Here is an 18,569-nt window from a genome sequence, read left to right on the forward strand (position 1 = left end):
GCATCCGGGGCCGCGCGGGCAGCCAGGTGCTCCGTCTTCCTGGGACCGCGGGTACCAGGCTCGTCCCCCGGCCGAGGTGCACACTGGTGACCATGGCGACCACGGAGTTCGGGCAGGCGGTACGGCGCTGGCGGGACCGGGTCCCGCCGGAGGCCGCCGGGCTGCCGGCCGGCGGGCAGCGGCGCGCGGCCGGGCTGCGCCGTGAGGAGCTGGCCCTGCTCGCCGGGATCTCCGTCGACTACATCACCCGCCTCGAACAGGGCCGGGCGTCCCACCCCTCGACCCAGGTCGTCGAGGCCCTGGCCAGGGCGCTGCGGCTGTCGGCGGCCGAGCGCGCCCACCTCTTCCGGCTGGCCGGGCTGGTCCCACCGGGCCCGGAGACGGTCCCGGCGTACATCACCCCGAGCGTCCAGCGGCTGCTGGACCGGCTGACCGGAACGCCCGTGGCCGTGAGCGACGCCTCCTGGACGCTGCTCATGGCCAATCCGCCGTATGTGGCCCTGAGGGGCGATCCGTCCCGGTGGCGCGGCAACGAGCGCAACGGAGTCTGGCGGCACTTCGTCAGCCAGGACAGCGGGTCCCGGCAGACGGCCGAGGCCCGGAGCGAGTTCCAGGCCGCGCTGGTCGCCGATCTCCGTACGGCCGCCGCCCGCTACCCGGCCGACCAGCGGCTGCGGCGGCTGGTCGCGGAGCTGCGCGCGAACAGCGAGCGGTTCGCCGAACTGTGGGACTCCGGCGCGGTCGGCCACCACGAGGCATCGCGCAAGACCATCGACCATCCACGGGTGGGCCCGCTGACGCTGGACTGCGATGTGCTCACCGTGGCGGGCAGCGATCTGCGCATCGTGGTCTACACCGCCGAGCCCGGCACCGAGGACGCCGAACGCCTCGCCCTGCTCACCGTGCTCGGCACCCAGACGCTCACCGGCTAGGGCCCTTCTGACGGACCGTGCCGCCCGCGACGGGCTGCTCCCCTCCCCGCACCGTCGATACGCGGCTCCGCCACGCGGGGGCTCCGCCCCGGACCCCGGCCGGGCGGCCCGGATGTGTGCGGTCGTCCGCCGCACCGGTCTGCCGAACCGCGGTCAGCCCGACGGCGCAGGTGGTCACGACGGTGACGGTCGGCTCGTCGACCCCTGGGGTCCAGGGGCGGAGCCCCTGTAGCGGGAAGGGGCGGGGAGAGGGAAGCGCCGATATGCGGCTCCGCCGCGTGGTCCGCCGGACACCCCGTAGCCCGCCGCTCGCGTACGACGCCGCGGGGCGGCGCGGGTGGTACGGGGTCGGACCGCACACCCCAATCGGGCGATGGGATTTTCATATTTGCGTAATTGGATCGCTGCGTTCCGTAAGATTTTAGGCTCATCCGATGCACGAACCGGCGTTGGTGCGCGCTATCTGAACAGAGGGCGCAACACGGCGCACTCGCGGGGCGTGTGGGGGCCACCCTCGTACGACGAACAGAAGGACAGCGAAGTCCGGTGAATCTTCAAACCGTGGTGAACGTCGTCACCGCCGTACTCGTCACCCGGGTATTCGGCAGTGACGCCATCGCCCTCCTGCGCCGCGCGGCCGCGATGGGAGTCCGCGTCGGCGTATCGGAACTGCATCGCAACAACCAGGAGGGAGGGGAGCGGTGACCAACGACTTCCCGCGCTCGCGCGAGATCACCTCGATGACCGCCGGACTCCCCGCCGACTTCCGTGCCTTCCACCAACTCCACCGGAAGGCGTACATCGACCGGGCCATGGTCTACCTCGGCAACCACGCGGACGCCGAAGAGGCCGTCGACGCCGCCTTCGAACAACTCCTGCGCTGCTGGCCCAAGGTGCTGACCATGGAGAACCCGGCCGCCTACGCCTGGAAGGTCATGAAGAACCGGGTCATCGACCTCGCGCGGGCCCGCAACCGGGGCCCCGCCCTCCTGGACAACGCGACCTTCGAGACCGCGATCCTCAAGGACGCGGTCGACCCCATCGCCGCACTGGAGGAGAGCCTGAACCTCTATCAGGCGATCAAGAAACTCCCCGAGCGCCAGCAGGACGTGGTCATCCTGCTCCACTGCCGCGGCTACAGCGTCGCCGAGACCGCGACCCACCTCGGCATCACCGAGGCCGGCGTCCGCTCCACCGCCCGCTACGCCCGCCGCCGTCTGCAACAACTCCTGGCCAAGGACAACCGATGACCTCACCCATTGACCGCATCCTCGCGCGGGCCCTGCTCAACCCCACCCCTCCCATCGACTTCGAGGCCGCCGAGGCCCGGCTCGCCGCCCGCCACGCCAACCCCGGTGGCACCCCGCCCCAGGAGCGCCCCCCACAACAGGGCCGGCGGACCGCCGCGGCCACCGGAGCCGCGGCGCCGGGCGTGGACGAGCGGATGGCGCAGGACCTGCACACCCTGTGCGAGGCGATCATCGCCCGCCCCGGCGCCCTGACCCAACTGCGGGACTTCCTCACCCGCCGCATCCTCGAACCGCCCGGCTCCCGGGTCCTGGGATGCGTGCTCCAGTTGGCCGGGCATGAGGACCACGCCCAGTTCTGGTGGCAGTTCGCCGCCGGCGCCGGCGACCCCGCCGCCGCGTACTGCCTCTACCTCCACCACATGGCCCTGGGCGAGGACGGCCAGGCGCACGCGTGGCTCGAGTGGTGGCACGAGCAGGCGGGCAACGACGTCCCGCCGGTCACCGACACCGTGGAGGACTGGACCGCCACCGACCACGAGATGGCCGCCGCCCTCCGCATCCTGCACGGCCTGAAGAGGGGGCAGGAGGTCCCGCCCGCCACCAGGGCGGTCATCCACTACGTCGCCGAGGCCGTCGACTTCACCGACGACCCCGACATCGACCTCCCGCTGCCGGAGCCGGGATTCGCCGACCGCATCGAGGACCTCACCACAGCCAAGACCACCAAGACCACCAAGACCACCACGGACGCCGCGCCTCCGCCCGACCGCGCCGTGCTGCCGGAGCGGCCGCGCAGCGGTTCCCCCGCGTAAGTGCGGCTCCGCCCCTGGACCCCGGGGTCTGGGGGCGGAGCCCCAGTTGTGGGAAGGGGTGGGGAGGGGAAACAACCCGCCGCAGGCGGGAGCTGTCGGCCGGAGAATCCTCCGGCCGACAGCTACCACTCCTCGGCACGCGAACCTCGGCGCCCGAACCTCAGCGCTGGGCCACGAGACCCTTGAGCGCGACGTTCAGCTCGAGGACGTTCACCCGCGGCTCGCCGATGAACCCGGCCGTGCGCCCCTCGGTCGTGTCCTTCACCAGCTTCTCCACCTGGGCGACGGACAGCCCGTTCCGCTCCGCGACCCGGTGGACCTGGATCTTCGCGTACTGCGGGGAGATGTCCGGGTCCAGCCCGGAGCCGGAGGACGTCACCGCGTCGGCGGGGACCTGGGACGGCTCGACGGTGTAGCCGGGCACCGAGTTGTTCCTGACGACCGCGGCCTTGGCGTCCCGGACCTGCCGGAGGAGGTCCTTGCTGTCGGCGGAGAGGTTGGTGGCTCCGGACAGCAGCAGCGCGTACTGGGTGTTGACGCTGTTGCTGCCGAGGCCGTTCGCAGGGCGTCCCTGGAACCACTTCAGATCGGGGTCCGGGGTCTCCTGGCCCTTCTTCAGCGGCAGGTCGTACGACTGCCCGATCAGCGAGGAGCCGACGACCTTGCCGTGCGCCGTGATCTCGGAGCCGTTCGCCTTGTCGTGGAACAGCCCCTGGGCGACGCCGGTGACCACCAGCGGGTAGACGACGCCCGTCACCAGGGTCAGCATCAGGAGGGCGCGGAGCCCGGCGCCGAACAGCCGGACGGTGTTCGTGACGGAATGGTTCATGGCGATCAGCCGATCCCGGGGATGAGGGAGATGAGCAGGTCGATGATCTTGATGCCGATGAAGGGCGCGATCAGGCCGCCGAGACCGTAGATCCCGAGGTTGCGCCGCAGCATCCGGTCCGCGCTCATCGGCCGGTAGCGCACGCCCTTCAGGGCGAGCGGCACCAGCGCGATGATGATCAGCGCGTTGAAGACGACCGCGGAGAGGATCGCCGAGTCCGGCGAGGACAACCGCATGATGTTCAGCTTGTCCAGGCCCGGGTAGACCGCCGCGAACAGCGCCGGGATGATCGCGAAGTACTTCGCGACGTCGTTGGCGATGGAGAAGGTGGTCAGCGCGCCCCGGGTGATCAGCAACTGCTTGCCGATCTCCACGATCTCGATCAGCTTGGTCGGGTTGGAGTCGAGGTCGACCATGTTGCCGGCCTCCTTGGCGGCCGACGTCCCCGTGTTCATCGCCACCCCGACGTCCGCCTGCGCCAGCGCCGGGGCGTCGTTGGTGCCGTCACCGGTCATCGCGACCAGCTTGCCGCCCGCCTGCTCGCGCTTGATCAGGGCCATCTTGTCCTCGGGCGTGGCCTCGGCGAGGAAGTCGTCGACGCCCGCCTCCTCGGCGATCGCCTTGGCCGTCAGCGGGTTGTCACCCGTGATCATGACGGTCTTGATGCCCATGCGGCGCAGCTCGTCGAACCGCTCCCGCATGCCCTCCTTGACCACGTCCTTGAGGTGGATGACGCCCAGGACCCGGGCCCCGCCGGTGTCGTGCACCGCCACCAGCAGCGGGGTGCCACCCGCCTCAGAGATCCGGTGGGCGATCCGGTCCGCGTCCTCGGCGACCGTGCCGCCCCGCTCCCTCACCCAGGCGATGACCGAACCGGTCGCCCCCTTGCGGATCTTCCGCTCGCCGACGTCCACACCCGACATCCGGGTCTGCGCGGTGAACCCGATCCACTCGGCGCCCACCAGCTCGCCCTGGTGGCGCTCGCGCAGTCCGTACGCCTCCTTCGCCAGGACGACGACGGACCGGCCCTCGGGGGTCTCGTCGGCCAGCGAGGACAGCTGGGCGGCGTCCGCCACCTCGGCCGCGGTGGTGCCGCGCACCGGCACGAACTCCGCCGCCTGCCGGTCGCCGAGGGTGATGGTGCCGGTCTTGTCCAGCAGCAGCGTGGAGACGTCACCGGCGGCCTCGACCGCCCGGCCCGACATCGCCAGCACATTGCGCTGCACCAGCCGGTCCATGCCCGCGATGCCGATCGCCGACAGCAGGGCGCCGATCGTCGTCGGGATCAGACAGACCAGCAGCGCCACCAGCACCACCATCGTCAGACGCGTGCCCGCGTAATCCGCGAACGGCGGCAGCGTGGCGCAGGCGAGCAGGAACGCGATGGTCAGCGAGGCGAGCAGGATGTTCAGCGCGATCTCGTTGGGCGTCTTCTGCCGCGCGGCGCCCTCGACCAGGTTGATCATCCGGTCGATGAAGGTCTCGCCAGGCTTGGCGGTGATCCTGACGACGATGCGGTCGGACAGCACCTTCGTCCCGCCGGTCACGGCGGAACGGTCGCCGCCGGACTCCCGGATCACCGGCGCCGACTCGCCGGTGATCGCCGACTCGTCGACCGAGGCGACGCCCTCCACGACGTCGCCGTCGCCGGGGATGACCTCGCCCGCCTCGCAGACCACCAGGTCACCGATGGTCAGCCCGGTGCCGGGGATCCGCTCCTCCGAGCCGTCCCCCAGCAGCCGGCGCGCGACGGTGTCGGTCTTCGCCTTGCGCAGGGTGTCGGCCTGCGCCTTGCCACGGCCCTCGGCGACCGCCTCCGCCAGATTGGCGAAGATCACGGTCAGCCACAGCCAGGCGCTGATCGCCCAGCCGAACCAGTCGCCCGGGTCCTGACACGAGAACGCGGTGGTCAGTACGGACCCGATCAGCACGACGAACATCACGGGCGACTTCACCATCACCCGCGGATCCAGCTTGCGGAAGGCGTCCGGCAGCGACCTGAGCAACTGCTGGGGATCGAAGAGGCCCGCGCCGACACCGCTCTCGGCCGAGGTGTGCCCGCTGGGAACGCCGCTGTGCGGCGCCCTGGTCGGAGTGACAGTGGACATGGAGTCCTCGTGGTTTTCTGTGCGGGTGGTCATCACGCCAGCCCCTCGGCCAGCGGCCCCAGCGCCAGTGCCGGGAAGTACGTCAGACCGGTGATGATCAGGATCGCGCCCACCAGCAACCCGGTGAACAGCGGCTTCTCGGTGCGCAGCGTGCCCGCGGTGGCCGGCACCGGCTGCTGCCCGGCGAGCGAGCCGGCCAGCGCCAGCACGAAGACCATGGGCACGAAGCGGCCGAGCAGCATCGCGAGCCCGGTCGTGGTGTTGTACCAGTCGGTGTTCGCGTTCAGGCCCGCGAAGGCCGAGCCGTTGTTGTTCGAGGCGGAGGTGAAGGCGTACAGCACCTCGGAGAAGCCGTGCGCACCGGAGCCCCGCATCGAGTGCGGCGGCGTCGGCAGGGCCACGGAGGCGGCGGTGAAGATCAGCACCAGCGCCGGGGTGACCAGGATGTAGCAGGCCGCCAGCTTGATCTCGCGGGAACCGATCTTCTTGCCCAGGTACTCGGGCGTACGGCCGACCATCAGCCCGGCGATGAACACCGCGATGATCGCCATGATCAGCATCCCGTAGAGGCCGGAGCCCACACCGCCGGGCGCGATCTCGCCCAGCATCATGCCGAGCATGGTGATGCCGCCGCCCAGGCCGGTGAAGGAGGAGTGGAAGGAGTCCACCGCTCCGGTCGAGGTGAGCGTGGTCGACACCCCGAAGAGCGCCGAGGCGCCGACCCCGAAGCGGGTCTCCTTGCCCTCCATCGCACCACCGGCGGCCTGCAGCGCCGGGCCGTGGTGGGCGAACTCGGTCCACATCAGCAGGGCGACGAAGCCGACCCAGATGGTGACCATGGTCGCCAGGATCGCGTAGCCCTGCTTGACCGAGCCGACCATGACGCCGAAGGTGCGGGTCAGCGCCAGCGGGATGACCAGGATCAGGAAGATCTCGAAGAGGTTGGTGAACGGGGTCGGGTTCTCGAACGGGTGGGCGCTGTTGGCGTTGAAGTATCCGCCGCCGTTGGTGCCCAGCTCCTTGATGGCCTCCTGCGAGGCCACGGCGCCGCCGTTCCACGCCTGCGAACCGCCCATGAACTGGCCGACCTCGTGGATGCCGGAGAAGTTCTGGATCGCCCCGCAGGCGACCAGCACCACGGCGGCGACCGCCGCCACCGGCACCAGGACGCGGACCGTGCCGCGCACCAGATCCGCCCAGAAGTTCCCGAGCTCACCGGTGCGCGAGCGCGCGAAGCCGCGCACCAGCGCCACCGCGACGGCGATGCCCACCGCCGCCGACACGAAGTTCTGCACGGCCAGACCGGCGGTCTGCACGACGTGGCCCATGGCCTGCTCACCGGCGTACGACTGCCAGTTGGTGTTCGTCACGAACGACGCGGCCGTATCGAACGCCTGCGCGGGCTCGATCGAGGAGAACCCCAGCGAACCGGGCAGGCCGCCCTGGAGCCGCTGCAGCAGATAGAGGAAGAGCACCCCGGCCACCGAGAAGGCCAGCACCCCGCGCAGATACGCGGTCCAGCGCATCTCGGCGTCGGGGTTGGCACCGATGCCCTTGTAGATCCACTTCTCCACCCGCCAGTGCTTGTCCGAGGAGTAGACCCTGGCCATGTAGGTGCCGAGAGGGACGTAGGCGAGGGCCAGCGCCCCCATGAGGGCGAGCAGTTGCAGCACGCCGGCGAGTACGGGACCCATGCTTGTTCTCAGAACCTCTCCGGGAAGATCAGGGCGAGGACGAGATAGCCCAGCAGGGCGACGGCCACGATCAGGCCGACGACGTTTTCGGCGGTCACAGCTTCGTCACCCCTTTGGCGACAAAGGCCACCAGCGCGAACACCGCGATCGTGGCGACGACGAAGGCCACATCGGCCATCGCGAGCTCCTGGAAAGAGGTCGGGGGAGATCCGCGAACAGCGGATCGAACGGACAACGCAAGAAGGAAACCCCGTTCCCTGGCCGGATCCGACCGTCGTTGACGGGTCCCATACGGCGATCAGCGCGCCTTTGACGGGTCCCATACGGCGATCCGCGTGCGCCCCGTCGCCCTGCTGGGCGCGCTGCTGGGCGCGGTGTTCCTCGAGGCTTCCCGGAGGCGATCGGGATGGCCGTCGCCCTGGTGGCCGCGCGGCCTCACGGCCCCGCCCAGGTGGCCCCGGGAAAGCCGGGGGTGCGCCAGATCTCACCCGCCGCGGTGATCCCCAGCCCCTCGTGGCCCTCCAGCGCCTCGACCCAGTCACGGGCCCCGGCACCCATGGCGAACGCGGCCGTGGCGTAGGCGTCGGTCCGGGTGAGGTGACGGCCGGTCAGGGTGAGCGAGGTCAGGGCGGTGGCGGGCCGGCCGGTGTGCGGGTTCAGCACGTGCGCGCCGCGCTCGCCCGTCCCCGAGGTGGCGACGGCCAGGTCGCGACCGGTGACCACGGCGGCCGGCTTCCCGGGGCGGGCGGGATGGGCGATGCCGATCCGCCAGGGTGTGCCGGGGGCGGCTTCGCCGCGCAGTTGGATGTCGCCGCCGCCGTTGACGCACGTGTTGTGGGCGCCCGCCGCGTACAGCATCCGCGAAACCCGTTCGACCGCCCAGCCCTTGACCATCCCGGAAGGGTCGAGCCGGCCGCCGGGGGTGTGGGTGAACCAGCCGCCGGTGGCGTGTGCCGCCTCGTCGCACAGCGCGAACACCTCGGCCACCTCCGGCCCGTACCGCTCCGGGACCGGCTCGCCACGGCCCAGGCGGCTGATCACGCTGTCGGGGCGGTAGGTCGAGAAGACCTCGTCCACGTGGTGCAGCCAGGCGACGGCCTCCTTCAGGGCCCGGCGGACGGGCGGGGTGGCCGGGTCGCGGAGGTCGAAGGAGAACACCGTGCCCATGGCGTGCTCGACGTGGCGCGGTCCGCGCGCGGGGGCGGACGCGTCAGACACCGGCCCGGTCCAGTGCGCTCTGCAGGGACCGGGCGTACCCCTCGCTGGTGTAGGTGGCACCGGAGACCGCGTCGATGTGCGCACTCTGGGCGCTCAGCGCCTCCTGCGTCAGCCGCGGTACGGCGTCGGCGGCGATCTGCTGGGAGCGGGGCCGGTCGGACGGTGTCCGGAGCGCCTTGACGGCGGTGATCCTGCCGTGCGAGAGCGTGACGGCCACCTGGACCGGTCCGTACGAGGTATTGATCACGCTGCCGGTGTACGTGCCGGAGGCGCCGCCGCTCGAGGGCTGGTGCCCGGTCGGCGCGGAGGACGACGACGCTCCCGGTGTCCCGGAGGAGGGTGGCGATGCCCTCATGTCCGGGGCCGGGTTCTGGTGCGGTTTGAGCGACAGCAGCAGGATCACACCTGCCACGGTCGAGACGGTGGTCACGGCGGCCTTGCGCACGGTGGATCTCCTTCGGAGGCGGCGCGGATCGGACTCAGAACGCGAATGACTCGTGGTGGACACGGCGGCGCGGCACTCCCGCCTCGCGCAGGGCGCGCGACGCGGCCTGCGTCATGCCCGGCGGGCCGCACACGTAGACGTCCCGTTCGGCGAGGTCGGGTACCAGACCGCGCAGTGCCCCGGCGGTCAGCGGGGAGGAGTGGGCGGCTGGCTCGTCGACGACGTAGTGGACGACCGCCCCCCGCGCGGCGGCCACGCCGTCCAGTTCGGCGCGGAGCGCCAGGTCCTCGGGGCGCCGGGCCCGGTAGATCAGGATCACCTCGCCGGGCAGCGTCTCGAAGAGGGTCCGCAGCGGGGTGATCCCGACGCCGCCACCCAGCAGGAGGGTCTTGCGGGCGCGGCGGCGGCGTGCGGTGAAGGCCCCGTACGGCCCTTCGGCGCATGCCCGGGTGCCGGGTCGGAGACGGGCGAGGGCCGCGCTGTGGCCACCGGACGCCTTGACCGTGATCCGCAGGTACGCGGGGTGCGGCGCTGCCGACAGGGAGTAGGGATTGGCGGCCCACCACAGGCCGCGGGTCAGGAACCGCCACCGGAAGAACTGGCCGGGCTCCGCGCGCAGCCCCTCGAGCCCGCTGCCCGACAGGTACACCGATACGACGCCCGGAGCCTCGGACCGGACCTCGGTGACGTACAGCCGGTGGCGCAGCGCCCGGCGCACCGGGACGGCGAACCGGTACCAGGCCAGCAGCGCCGCCACCGCGATGTAGAGGGTGTACCAGACCACCTGGGCGGGTCGGTTCCCGGTGAAGTCGGCCCCGTCGGAGAGCTGGTGCCCGAAGGCCAGGAAGACCGCGAGATAGGTCGCGAAGTGCAGCAGGTGCCAGATCTCGTAGGGGACGCGACGGCGCACGGCACGCGCGGAGACGACCGCGGTGACGAGGAACAGGAGAAAACCGATCGTCCCCTTGAGCAGGTCCGGGTAGTGGAGGACCAGGGTGGTGGCCTGGTCCACCACACCGGTGTGCGATTCCGCTGCGTACCCCCAGATGACCAGCAGGACGTGGGCGCAGGCCAGCGAGATCGTGTAGCGGCCGCCCAGGGCGTGCCAGCGGGCCAGCCGGTCGGTGCCGATGGCGTGGTCCAGCAGCGGTACGCGCGCCATCAGCAGCAGGAGGACCGCGCACGCGTAACCAGCGAGCAGCCCGGTGATCCGCCCCGCGCCGGTCAGCCAGCCGGCGGCGCCGACGACCGAGGGGGTGTCACTCCACCACAGCGCCAGGACGGCGGCGGCCCCGCCCCAGATCATCATGTGTGCGAGCACCGGGACGGGGCTGGGCGGGCGCGGTGCCGACCGGGACGGGCGGGTGGCGGCCGGGACCGGTGGCGTCGTGCTGGTCATAGGAGTCCTCTCGGTGACGTGCCCGGTCAGCGTCACCCGCGAAGCTCTGAGGACCCTCTGAACCCGAGCCGACGCCTTCGGATTCAGAGGAAACTCATCGGATTCAGAGGAAACTCAGAGGAAGGGCGGGCCTCGGCACCGCGCACCGCGAGGGATGCTGGACGCATCATGGATACGCACTCCACCGGCCGTTTTCTGCTGCGACCTGACGGCGCCCGGGTCCGCGTCCTCGTCGTCGACGACGAACCCGATCTGACCGAGGTGCTGTCGGGAGCGCTGCGCTACGAGGGCTGGGAGGTCCGTACCGCCGCCGATGGCGCGTCCGCGCTGGACGCCGCGCGGACGTTCCGCCCGGACGCGGTGGTGCTCGACTGGATGCTGCCGGACACCGACGGGCTCGCGGTGCTGCGCGCGATGCGGGCGGAGCTGCCGGATGTGTGCGTGCTGTTCCTGACCGCGCGCGACGCGGTGGAGGACCGGATCGCGGGGATCACGGCGGGCGGCGACGACTATGTGACCAAGCCGTTCAGCCTGGAGGAGGTGCTGGCCCGGCTGCGCGGGCTGCTGCGCAGGGCCGGGATGGCGCGGGAGCCGGGCGACGACCGGCTGGTGGTCGAGGATCTCGTGATGGACGAGCAGGCGCGGGAGGTGACCCGCGGGGGCGTGGCCGTGGAGCTGTCCCGCACCGAGTTCGAGCTGCTGCGGTTCCTGATGCGCAACCCCCGGCGGGTGCTGTCCAAGGCGCAGATCCTGGATCGGGTGTGGAGCTACGACTTCGGCGGCCAGGCCCATGTGGTCGAGCTGTACATCAGCTATCTGCGCAAGAAGATCGACGCGGGGCGGGCGCCGCTGATCCACACGGTGCGCGGGGTCGGCTATGTGCTGAAGGCGGAGGCTTCATGAGGCGGCCGCTCATCAAGGGGCTGTCCTGGTGGCCGCCCCGTACGCTGCGTGCCCGGCTGACCGCGGGGCTGGTGGTGCTACTGGCGGTGGCGAGCCTGGCGGTGGGGCTGACCACGGTGTTCGCGCTGGAGGGGTTTCTGGTGCGCCGACTGGACCAGCAGCTCACGGCGGCCGGAGGCCGGTTCCCGGCCAGCCTGGAGCACGGGGAGCGGCACCCCGACGCCGACAACGCGCCTGACACCCGCGGTCAGTCGGACCGCACCTTCGGCGCCCGGCTGCTGCGCGGCACGACGACCGACGCGGCGGTGGTGCGCGACCAGACGGACGCCGCCGTACCGCTGACCGGCGCCGACCGGCGGGTCCTGGCGGGGCTGCCGGTGGACGGCGACGGCCACAGCGTGCGGCTGTCCGCGCTCGGCGGCTACCGCGTGGTCGCGGTCCCCGGGGACGACGGGGATGTCCTGGTCACCGGTCTGCCGCTGCGTCCGGTGGAGGAGACCGTGCACCGGCTGGAGATCGTGGAGACCGTGGTGTTCGGCAGTGCGCTGCTGGCCACCGGGGTGGCCGGGGCGCTGTGGGTACGGCTGTCGCTGCGCCCGCTGCGGCGGGTGACCGCGACCGCCGCCGGAGTGGCCGAGCTGCCGCTGGCCAGCGGTGAGGTGGCCATGCCGCCGCCGGTGCCGGACACCGATCCGCGCACCGAGGTGGGCCAGGTGGGCACCGCGCTCAACCGCATGCTCGGCCACGTCGGGGACGCGCTGGCCCGTCGCCACGCGAGCGAGGAGCGGCTGCGGCACTTCGCCGCCGACGCCAGCCATGAGCTGCGGACGCCGGTGGCCTCCGTCCGCGGCCACGCCGAACTGGCGCTGCGCCATCCGGACCCGGTGCCGGATGACGTGCGGCACGCGCTGGAGCGGATCCAGGCCGAGTCGGAGCGGATGTCCACGCTGGTGGACGATCTGCTGCTGCTCGCCCGGCTCGACGCGGGACGGCCACTGGCCCGTCGCTCGGTCGATCTGACCCGGCTGGTGCTGGACGCGACGGGCGACGCACGGGCCGCCGGGCCGGGCCACCGCTGGACGCTGGAACTGGCCGAGGAACCGGTGACGGTACTCGGCGACGAGCACCGTCTCCAGCAGGTGGTGGGCAACCTGCTGGCCAACGCCCGGACCCACACCCCGGTCGGAACCCGGGTCACGGTCCGGCTGAGGCCGGCCGGCGAGGACTGGGTGGAGTTCAGCGTGGCGGACGACGGGCCCGGGGTCCCGGAGTCGCTCCAGGACCAGGTGTTCGAGCGGTTCGCCCGCGCCGACCCGGGGCGGGCGCGGACCGCGGGCGGCACCGGACTGGGACTGGCGATCGTCCGTGCCGTCACCGCGGCGCACGGCGGCACGGTCATGCTGACCAGCAAGCCGGGCGCCACCGTCGTCCGGGCCCGGCTCCCCCGCCGCACCACGGTGCCCGATCCTGGCTGACCGGACGCTGTACGACCATGAAAAGCCAAACGGTGCCGACCGAGACTCGGACCGAGCTGTGGCCCTGCTGCGGCTCGTCGGTGCTGTGGGTGTCGGTCTCACCGAGTCGGCGGCACGGTCTGTCGGCTGCGGTCTCGGTTCGGTCGATATCGTGCTTCTCAAGCGGCTGGCAGGGCTGTGCCTGCGGCTGAAGGTGACGCTGTCCGGGGAGTGTCCCGCTCGATGAGGGGGCGGCCGGGCCAGGCCGACCGTCCTCGCCGCGATCGACGCGGTGGCGTCCCTCTTCTATCGGCCCCGCCAAGGGCCCTCCGCAGTCTGCTCGACCACGAAGGCGCATAGCAGGCCGTTTGGCGTGCAGGACTCTGCTGATCTGTCCATCACCCTGGCCGCTGACCATGGAACGTGAGCCGACTCCCGCCATACCGCGCCCCATTCCCGGCGCCCGTTTCGGCGCCACGCCCTGATCGCAGCTGACCGCCTGAGCCAACCGGAAGGGGGACGGCGCTAAAACGCTCCCTTCCGGTGAACACTGATCCCCGCCGAAACGTACTAAGAGCCATAGCAGTTGATGGCCGACAGCGCGCCGCACGGAGAGCCGGTGCACGAGCACCGACCGGCCGCGTTTGGACGTTCGGGAAGGTGAAAATGGGAACCCTGACTCTCAGTTGGTCCGTGGCGGTGGTGTCTGTCCTCGTAGCGGCCGTCAGCGCGGTCCGGGTGGCGACCACCAGCGGTGAAACTCGGTTCGCGGCTGTGGGTGAGCTGCTGATGGGTCTGTGTATGGCCGCCATGGCTTTGCCTGCCACGGTCGCCTGGTACGCGAGTTACGGCATGTGGTGGGCGGTGGTGTTCGCCGTGCTCGGATTCGGCGGCGTGACCATGGCGATCAAGCACACGCGTGAGTGCGGCTGGAAGCACGGCCGCCACTGGGTGCACCTCATCGTCGGCAGCGCCGGCATGGTGATCATGACGCTCGCCATGACGAGTACGTCGTCCGGTCCGGTTCTCGCGCTGGGTGGCTCCTCAATGGCACACATGCCGGGGATGGAAAACATGGGGAACGCGGCCGACATGAGCCACATGGACGGCATGGGATCCATGCCTGGAATGGACATGCCCGGTATGAGCACTGCCGCAGCCGATGACGGGGGAGCTGTGGGGTCGACTCCCGTGTGGCGTTTCGCGGTGGCGGCGCTGGCTGTCTACTTCCTGCTGTCGATCGGCGCCTCCGTGTGGGCACGGGTTCGGGGCACCGGCAAGGGTGGCTCGGCTGCGAGCCGGGAGGGCGGCCGGGGTCGCAACTGGGGGCGCTGGCTGCTCTCCATGCCGGACACGGTGATTGTCTTTCTGGTTTCCTTGACGATCTCCGTGTGGGACAGGACCCGGACTGGTGAGCGGCCGGGCCAGGGGCGCCGTCGCAAGCTCGGTGCGGCACCGGACGCGGCGCTGGCAGCACACATCGGCATGGGCGGAACCATGTCCACGATGCTCTTGATGATGGTCGTCTGACGGCGTCGGTTCCTGTGCGCGTACCCCCGGAAGCCGGCCCCGGCGAGCGGCGCGGGGTCGGCGGTCGGCGAGCGAGAGGAAGGCTGAGCCACTGGCCGGTCCTCGGGCTGCTCCCAGCTTGAAGGACTCATCGCGCACGCCGTGCCATCCGCTCATTTCCTGGGCGGCCAGGGGCCGGACGGCGGCTGAACAAAATCCAGTGTGGTCAGCACCACAGGCGCGAGAGATACCCCCTGGGGGTATATTGAGTGTCGTTGGGGGGCAAGGGAACGCGCCCCCTGGCAGACGACCGCATGCAACGACACCCCGAGGAGAAGCCATGACCTCACAACCGAACTCCGGCTCCTGCTGCAGTTCCGATGGTTCCTGCGGCTCCGGCACCACGGCCGACGTCCAGAGCGTCGGCGTCACCACCGTGTACAAGGTGTCCGGCATGACCTGCGGCCACTGCGAGGGCGCGATCTCGCAGGAGATATCCGCGCTCGACGGCGTCACCGCGGTCAAGGCCGTCGCCGCCTCCGGTGAGGTGACCGTCACCTCCGGTGCTCCGCTCGACGAGGAGGCCGTCCGCGCCGCTGTCGACGAGGCCGGGTACGAGCTCGTCGGCACTGCCTGACGCACTCCGCCACTTCCCTCAGGAACGCGAATTCCTTCCCGCCGGGACGTATCGCTCCGCTGATACGGACGCCGTGCGTCCCGGCCCTCCCCAGGAGAACCTTCATGACCAGCACGGTTCCCGAAAAGACGTTGACGCCCGCCGCTGAGGTCGAACTCGCCATCGGCGGTATGACGTGCGCCTCGTGCGCGGCCCGCATCGAGAAGAAGCTCAACCGCATGGAAGGCGTTACGGCGACCGTCAACTTCGCCACGGAGAAGGCGAAGGTCTCGTACGCGGACGGGATCGCGGTCACCGACCTCATCGCCACCGTCGAGAAGACCGGCTACACCGCCGAGGAGCCGCTGCCTCCCGCGCCCCCGAGCGGAGAGGAAGCGACATCCGGGCCCGCCGCGGCCGATGACGAGTCGGCGTCGCTGCGACAGCGCCTGCTCGTGTCACTGGCACTCTCCGCGCCCGTCGTCCTGATGGCGATGATCCCGGCCCTGCAGTTCGACAACTGGCAGTGGCTGTCGCTGACGTTGGCGGCTCCGGTCGTGGTCTGGGGCGCGTTCCCCTTCCACAAGGCCGCCTGGACGAACGCCCGTCACGGTGCCGCGACCATGGACACGCTGGTGTCGATCGGAACGCTCGCCGCCCTGGGCTGGTCGGTATGGGCGTTGTTCTTCGGGCATGCCGGGATGCCGGGCATGCGCCACGGATTCGAGTTCACCATTTCCCGCTCCGACGGCTCCTCCTCCATCTATCTGGAGGCCGCGGCCGGTGTGACCACGTTCATCCTCGCCGGGCGCTATCTGGAGGCGAAGTCCAAGCGCAAGGCGGGCGCGGCGCTGAAGGCCCTGCTGGAGCTGGGCGCGAGGGACGTCTCGGTGTTGCGGAACGGCAAGGAAGTACGCATTCCCGTGCGGCAGTTGGCCGTCGGCGACCGCTTCGTCGTACGGCCCGGCGAGAAGGTCGCCACCGATGGCACTGTCGTCGAGGGCAACTCGGCCGTGGACGCCTCCATGCTGACCGGTGAGTCCGTACCGGTGGACGTGACGGTCGGCTCGGCCGTCACAGGTGCCACGGTGAACGCCGGTGGACGGCTGGTCGTCGAGGCCACCCGGATCGGCGCCGACACTCAGCTCGCCCGGATGGCGAAGCTCGTCGAGGACGCCCAGAACGGCAAGGCCGAGGTGCAGCGCCTCGCCGACCGGATTTCCGGCGTGTTCGTCCCCGTCGTCCTCCTCATCGCCCTGGGCACCCTGCTGACCTGGCTGTTCGTCACCGGCGACGCCACGGCCGCCTTCACTGCGGCCGTCGCGGTGCTGATCATCGCCTGCCCCTGCGCACTCGGGCTCGCGACACCGACCGCCCTCATGGTCGGCACCGGACGTGGCGCCCAGCTCGGCATCCTGATCAAGGGACCGGAGGTTCTGGAGTCCACCCGCCGCGTGGACACCGTCGTCCTCGACAAGACCGGGACCGTGACCACGGGCCGGATGCGGCTTCAGGACGTCTTCCGCGCGCCGGAGGTGGACGAGGAGGAACTGCTGCGGCTTGCGGGTTCGCTGGAGTACGCCTCCGAACACCCGATCGCCCAGGCGATCGCCGCCGGAGCCATCGCGCGAGCCGGAAGCCTCCCCGTGCCGGAGAACTTCGAGAACGTCGCCGGTCTCGGAGTCCAGGGTGTCGTCGATGGGCACGCGGTGCTCGTCGGGCGCGAGCAGCTCCTGCGGGAGTGGGCGATCGAACTGCCCCGGGAGCTGGCCGAGGCCAAGGCCGCCGCGGAGGCCGAGGGGCGTACGGCGGTCGCCGTCGCCTGGGACGGCGAGGCGCGGGGGGTGCTCACCGTCGCCGACGCGGTCAAGGAGACCAGCGCCGAGGCGGTGGCCGAGCTGCGGAGACTGGGCCTGAGGCCGGTGCTGCTGACCGGCGACAACCAGGCCGTCGCCGAATCGGTCGCCAGGGCCGTCGGCATCGACGAGGTGATCGCCGAGGTCCTGCCGCAGGACAAGGTGGAGGTGATCAAGCGCCTTCAGGGCGAAGGCCGTACGGTCGCGATGGTGGGCGACGGTGTCAACGACGCGGCCGCCCTCGCCACCGCGGACCTGGGCCTGGCCATGGGAACGGGCACGGACGCGGCGATCGAAGCGGGCGACCTCACCCTCGTACGCGGGGACCTCCGGGTGGCCGCGGACGCGATCCGGCTCTCCCGGAAGACCCTGGGCACCATCAAGGGCAACCTCTTCTGGGCCTTCGGCTACAACGTCGCCGCCCTGCCGCTGGCCGCCGCCGGCATGCTCAACCCGATGATCGCGGGCGCCGCGATGGCGTTCTCCTCGGTCTTCGTGGTGACCAACAGCCTGCGGCTGCGGTCCTTCACATGAGGCGCGCACACCACACATAACAGGGGCGCGTACACAGCATCGCCCACCAGGGGTGCCCGGTCGGTGGACCGGGCACCTCGTCGTCGAGGCGAACGTCGGCCTCGGCTCGGCCGTCCTCAGCTGTATCCACCGGGTTGTGCTCTGCGAGGTAGTCGCGACCCTATGTGGCGTCGAAGACACCGGCCCGCCATGCCCCGACGACAACGACGAAAATGCTTCCTGCCAGATAGAAGGGTGAATGGCCACCCGGGAGGATTGTCACGGCATCGGTGAACTCCTCGATCCAATTGACCACGAGTGTGATCAAGCTGAGCACGAGAAGGGCCCACCCTACGATCCGGGAGGTCCGGGAGCGGGTGTGCAGTCGGCCCACCTTGATCTTGTGCGCTTCTTTGGTCATACCACGGCTCTCTCTTCCGGGGCAGGCTGTGCGGATACGGTGCCGGAGTCCGCCGAGTCGTCGCCCTCGTCTCGCCTCGCCGAACGGAGGAGGACGACGACGGCTGCGGAGAAGACAGCGATCGAGGTCCAGTCGTTGAGGCGGAGCCCACTGAAGGTATGGGCCTCGTCGATGCGCAGGTACTCGATCCAGAAGCGGCCGACTGCGTACGCGGCGGCGTAGAGGGCGAAGGTCTGGCCCTGCTTCATGGCGAATCGCCGGCCGGCCCAGAGCCCAGTCCGCACTCCCAGAGCCGCAGCGCCTTCCACGGGTCGCCGCCTTCGCCGAAGTACGCGTCGGGACTGGTGATCACGTGGTACAGACGGCCGCCGACGATGCCGAACGGGACGGCCCAGATAGCGATGTCGTCGACTTCATGGCGGTCGCGCCCGAGGGCGGCCCAACGCCTTCGAGTGAGCCACACGGCCACGAAGATGCCCAGGATGATGCAGAAGGCGTACGCCCTCAGAGGCAGCGGCCCCAGGTGTACGACTCCTTGCGCCGGACTGGGCAGGTAAGCGAGTTGCATGCGGACAGCATAAGCGAAGCCGCTAAGCTACTTAGCAGAATT

18 protein-coding genes and 1 pseudogene are annotated in these 18,569 nt (G+C 70.8%); 9 read left to right on the plus strand and 10 right to left on the minus strand.

Annotation, left to right across the window (positions count from 1 at the left end):
* Positions 1-92: 92 nt before the first annotated feature.
* The 4 genes from ACZ6TD_RS36565 (at position 93) to ACZ6TD_RS36580 (ending at position 2,994) form a co-directional block, all read left to right on the plus strand.
* On the plus strand, positions 93-932 hold the full coding sequence (locus ACZ6TD_RS36565; protein ID WP_471344978.1) for a helix-turn-helix transcriptional regulator: 840 nt from the start codon (positions 93-95) through the stop codon (positions 930-932).
* Between the two features lie 546 nt (positions 933-1,478).
* Positions 1,479-1,637 (plus strand): hypothetical protein, encoded by a 159-nt coding sequence (locus tag ACZ6TD_RS36570; RefSeq protein ID WP_167396636.1) that lies wholly within the window; start codon positions 1,479-1,481, stop codon positions 1,635-1,637.
* On the plus strand, positions 1,634-2,182 hold the full coding sequence (locus ACZ6TD_RS36575; RefSeq protein WP_078956986.1) for a sigma-70 family RNA polymerase sigma factor: 549 nt from the start codon (positions 1,634-1,636) through the stop codon (positions 2,180-2,182). The genes ACZ6TD_RS36570 and ACZ6TD_RS36575 overlap by 4 nt, the downstream gene beginning before the upstream one ends.
* Positions 2,179-2,994 (plus strand): hypothetical protein, encoded by an 816-nt coding sequence (locus ACZ6TD_RS36580; RefSeq protein WP_471344980.1) that lies wholly within the window; start codon positions 2,179-2,181, stop codon positions 2,992-2,994. Before ACZ6TD_RS36575 ends, ACZ6TD_RS36580 begins: the two co-directional genes overlap by 4 nt.
* A gap of 160 nt (positions 2,995-3,154) precedes the next feature.
* Here the strand turns inward: ACZ6TD_RS36580 and ACZ6TD_RS36585 are convergent, their stop codons facing one another.
* From ACZ6TD_RS36585 to ACZ6TD_RS36620, 8 genes are all read right to left on the minus strand, one after another.
* Positions 3,155-3,823, minus strand: a complete 669-nt coding sequence (locus ACZ6TD_RS36585; RefSeq protein WP_471344981.1) for a potassium-transporting ATPase subunit C — start codon at positions 3,821-3,823, stop codon at positions 3,155-3,157.
* A 5-nt stretch (positions 3,824-3,828) separates the two neighbouring features.
* Positions 3,829-5,964, minus strand: coding sequence for a potassium-transporting ATPase subunit KdpB (gene kdpB / locus ACZ6TD_RS36590; RefSeq protein ID WP_471344983.1), 2,136 nt, complete (start codon positions 5,962-5,964; stop codon positions 3,829-3,831).
* The gene (gene kdpA / locus ACZ6TD_RS36595; protein ID WP_471344985.1) at positions 5,964-7,625 is read right to left on the minus strand and encodes a potassium-transporting ATPase subunit KdpA; all 1,662 of its coding nucleotides are present in this window, start codon (positions 7,623-7,625) and stop codon (positions 5,964-5,966) included. The genes kdpB and kdpA overlap by 1 nt, the downstream gene beginning before the upstream one ends.
* Positions 7,626-7,633: 8 nt before the next feature.
* Complete coding sequence (gene kdpF, locus ACZ6TD_RS36600) at positions 7,634-7,723, minus strand: K(+)-transporting ATPase subunit F (protein WP_018566520.1); 90 nt, start codon at positions 7,721-7,723, stop codon at positions 7,634-7,636.
* The gene (locus ACZ6TD_RS36605) at positions 7,720-7,860 is read right to left on the minus strand and encodes a hypothetical protein (RefSeq protein ID WP_452882138.1); all 141 of its coding nucleotides are present in this window, start codon (positions 7,858-7,860) and stop codon (positions 7,720-7,722) included. The genes kdpF and ACZ6TD_RS36605 overlap by 4 nt, the downstream gene beginning before the upstream one ends.
* A gap of 200 nt (positions 7,861-8,060) precedes the next feature.
* Positions 8,061-8,792 (minus strand): FAD:protein FMN transferase, encoded by a 732-nt coding sequence (locus tag ACZ6TD_RS36610; protein ID WP_471358369.1) that lies wholly within the window; start codon positions 8,790-8,792, stop codon positions 8,061-8,063.
* Between the two features lie 43 nt (positions 8,793-8,835).
* Positions 8,836-9,288, minus strand: a complete 453-nt coding sequence (locus ACZ6TD_RS36615) for an FMN-binding protein (protein WP_471344987.1) — start codon at positions 9,286-9,288, stop codon at positions 8,836-8,838.
* A gap of 34 nt (positions 9,289-9,322) precedes the next feature.
* Positions 9,323-10,687 carry a ferredoxin reductase family protein gene (locus ACZ6TD_RS36620; protein ID WP_471344989.1) on the minus strand — a complete coding sequence of 455 codons (1,365 nt, stop codon included), beginning with the start codon at positions 10,685-10,687 and terminating at the stop codon, positions 9,323-9,325.
* A gap of 168 nt (positions 10,688-10,855) precedes the next feature.
* On the opposite strand from ACZ6TD_RS36620, the gene ACZ6TD_RS36625 reads away from it, so the two are divergent.
* The 5 genes from ACZ6TD_RS36625 (at position 10,856) to ACZ6TD_RS36645 (ending at position 17,559) form a co-directional block, all read left to right on the plus strand.
* Positions 10,856-11,590 carry a response regulator transcription factor gene (locus tag ACZ6TD_RS36625; protein ID WP_471344991.1) on the plus strand — a complete coding sequence of 245 codons (735 nt, stop codon included), beginning with the start codon at positions 10,856-10,858 and terminating at the stop codon, positions 11,588-11,590.
* Positions 11,587-13,065: a sensor histidine kinase gene (locus ACZ6TD_RS36630; RefSeq protein ID WP_471344993.1), complete on the plus strand. Its 1,479-nt coding sequence runs from the start codon at positions 11,587-11,589 to the stop codon at positions 13,063-13,065. Before ACZ6TD_RS36625 ends, ACZ6TD_RS36630 begins: the two co-directional genes overlap by 4 nt.
* A 717-nt stretch (positions 13,066-13,782) precedes the next feature.
* Positions 13,783-14,574, plus strand: a complete 792-nt coding sequence (locus ACZ6TD_RS36635; RefSeq protein WP_471344995.1) for a DUF5134 domain-containing protein — start codon at positions 13,783-13,785, stop codon at positions 14,572-14,574.
* A 319-nt stretch (positions 14,575-14,893) separates the two neighbouring features.
* A complete protein-coding gene (locus ACZ6TD_RS36640) occupies positions 14,894-15,190 on the plus strand; it encodes a heavy-metal-associated domain-containing protein (protein WP_471344997.1) in 297 nt (98 codons plus the stop codon).
* Positions 15,191-15,294: 104 nt separating this feature from the next.
* The gene (locus tag ACZ6TD_RS36645) at positions 15,295-17,559 is read left to right on the plus strand and encodes a heavy metal translocating P-type ATPase (protein WP_471344999.1); all 2,265 of its coding nucleotides are present in this window, start codon (positions 15,295-15,297) and stop codon (positions 17,557-17,559) included.
* A gap of 160 nt (positions 17,560-17,719) precedes the next feature.
* Here ACZ6TD_RS36645 and ACZ6TD_RS36650 read toward each other — a convergent pair whose 3' ends face one another.
* Positions 17,720-17,959, minus strand: coding sequence for a hypothetical protein (locus tag ACZ6TD_RS36650; protein ID WP_471345002.1), 240 nt, complete (start codon positions 17,957-17,959; stop codon positions 17,720-17,722).
* A pseudogene (locus ACZ6TD_RS36655) lies at positions 17,956-18,527 on the minus strand (prolipoprotein diacylglyceryl transferase family protein). The gene ACZ6TD_RS36650 and the pseudogene ACZ6TD_RS36655 overlap by 4 nt, the downstream one beginning before the upstream one ends.
* Between the last annotated feature and the right edge of the window lie 42 nt (positions 18,528-18,569).

It is taken from the genome of Streptomyces yongxingensis (assembly GCF_055597465.1).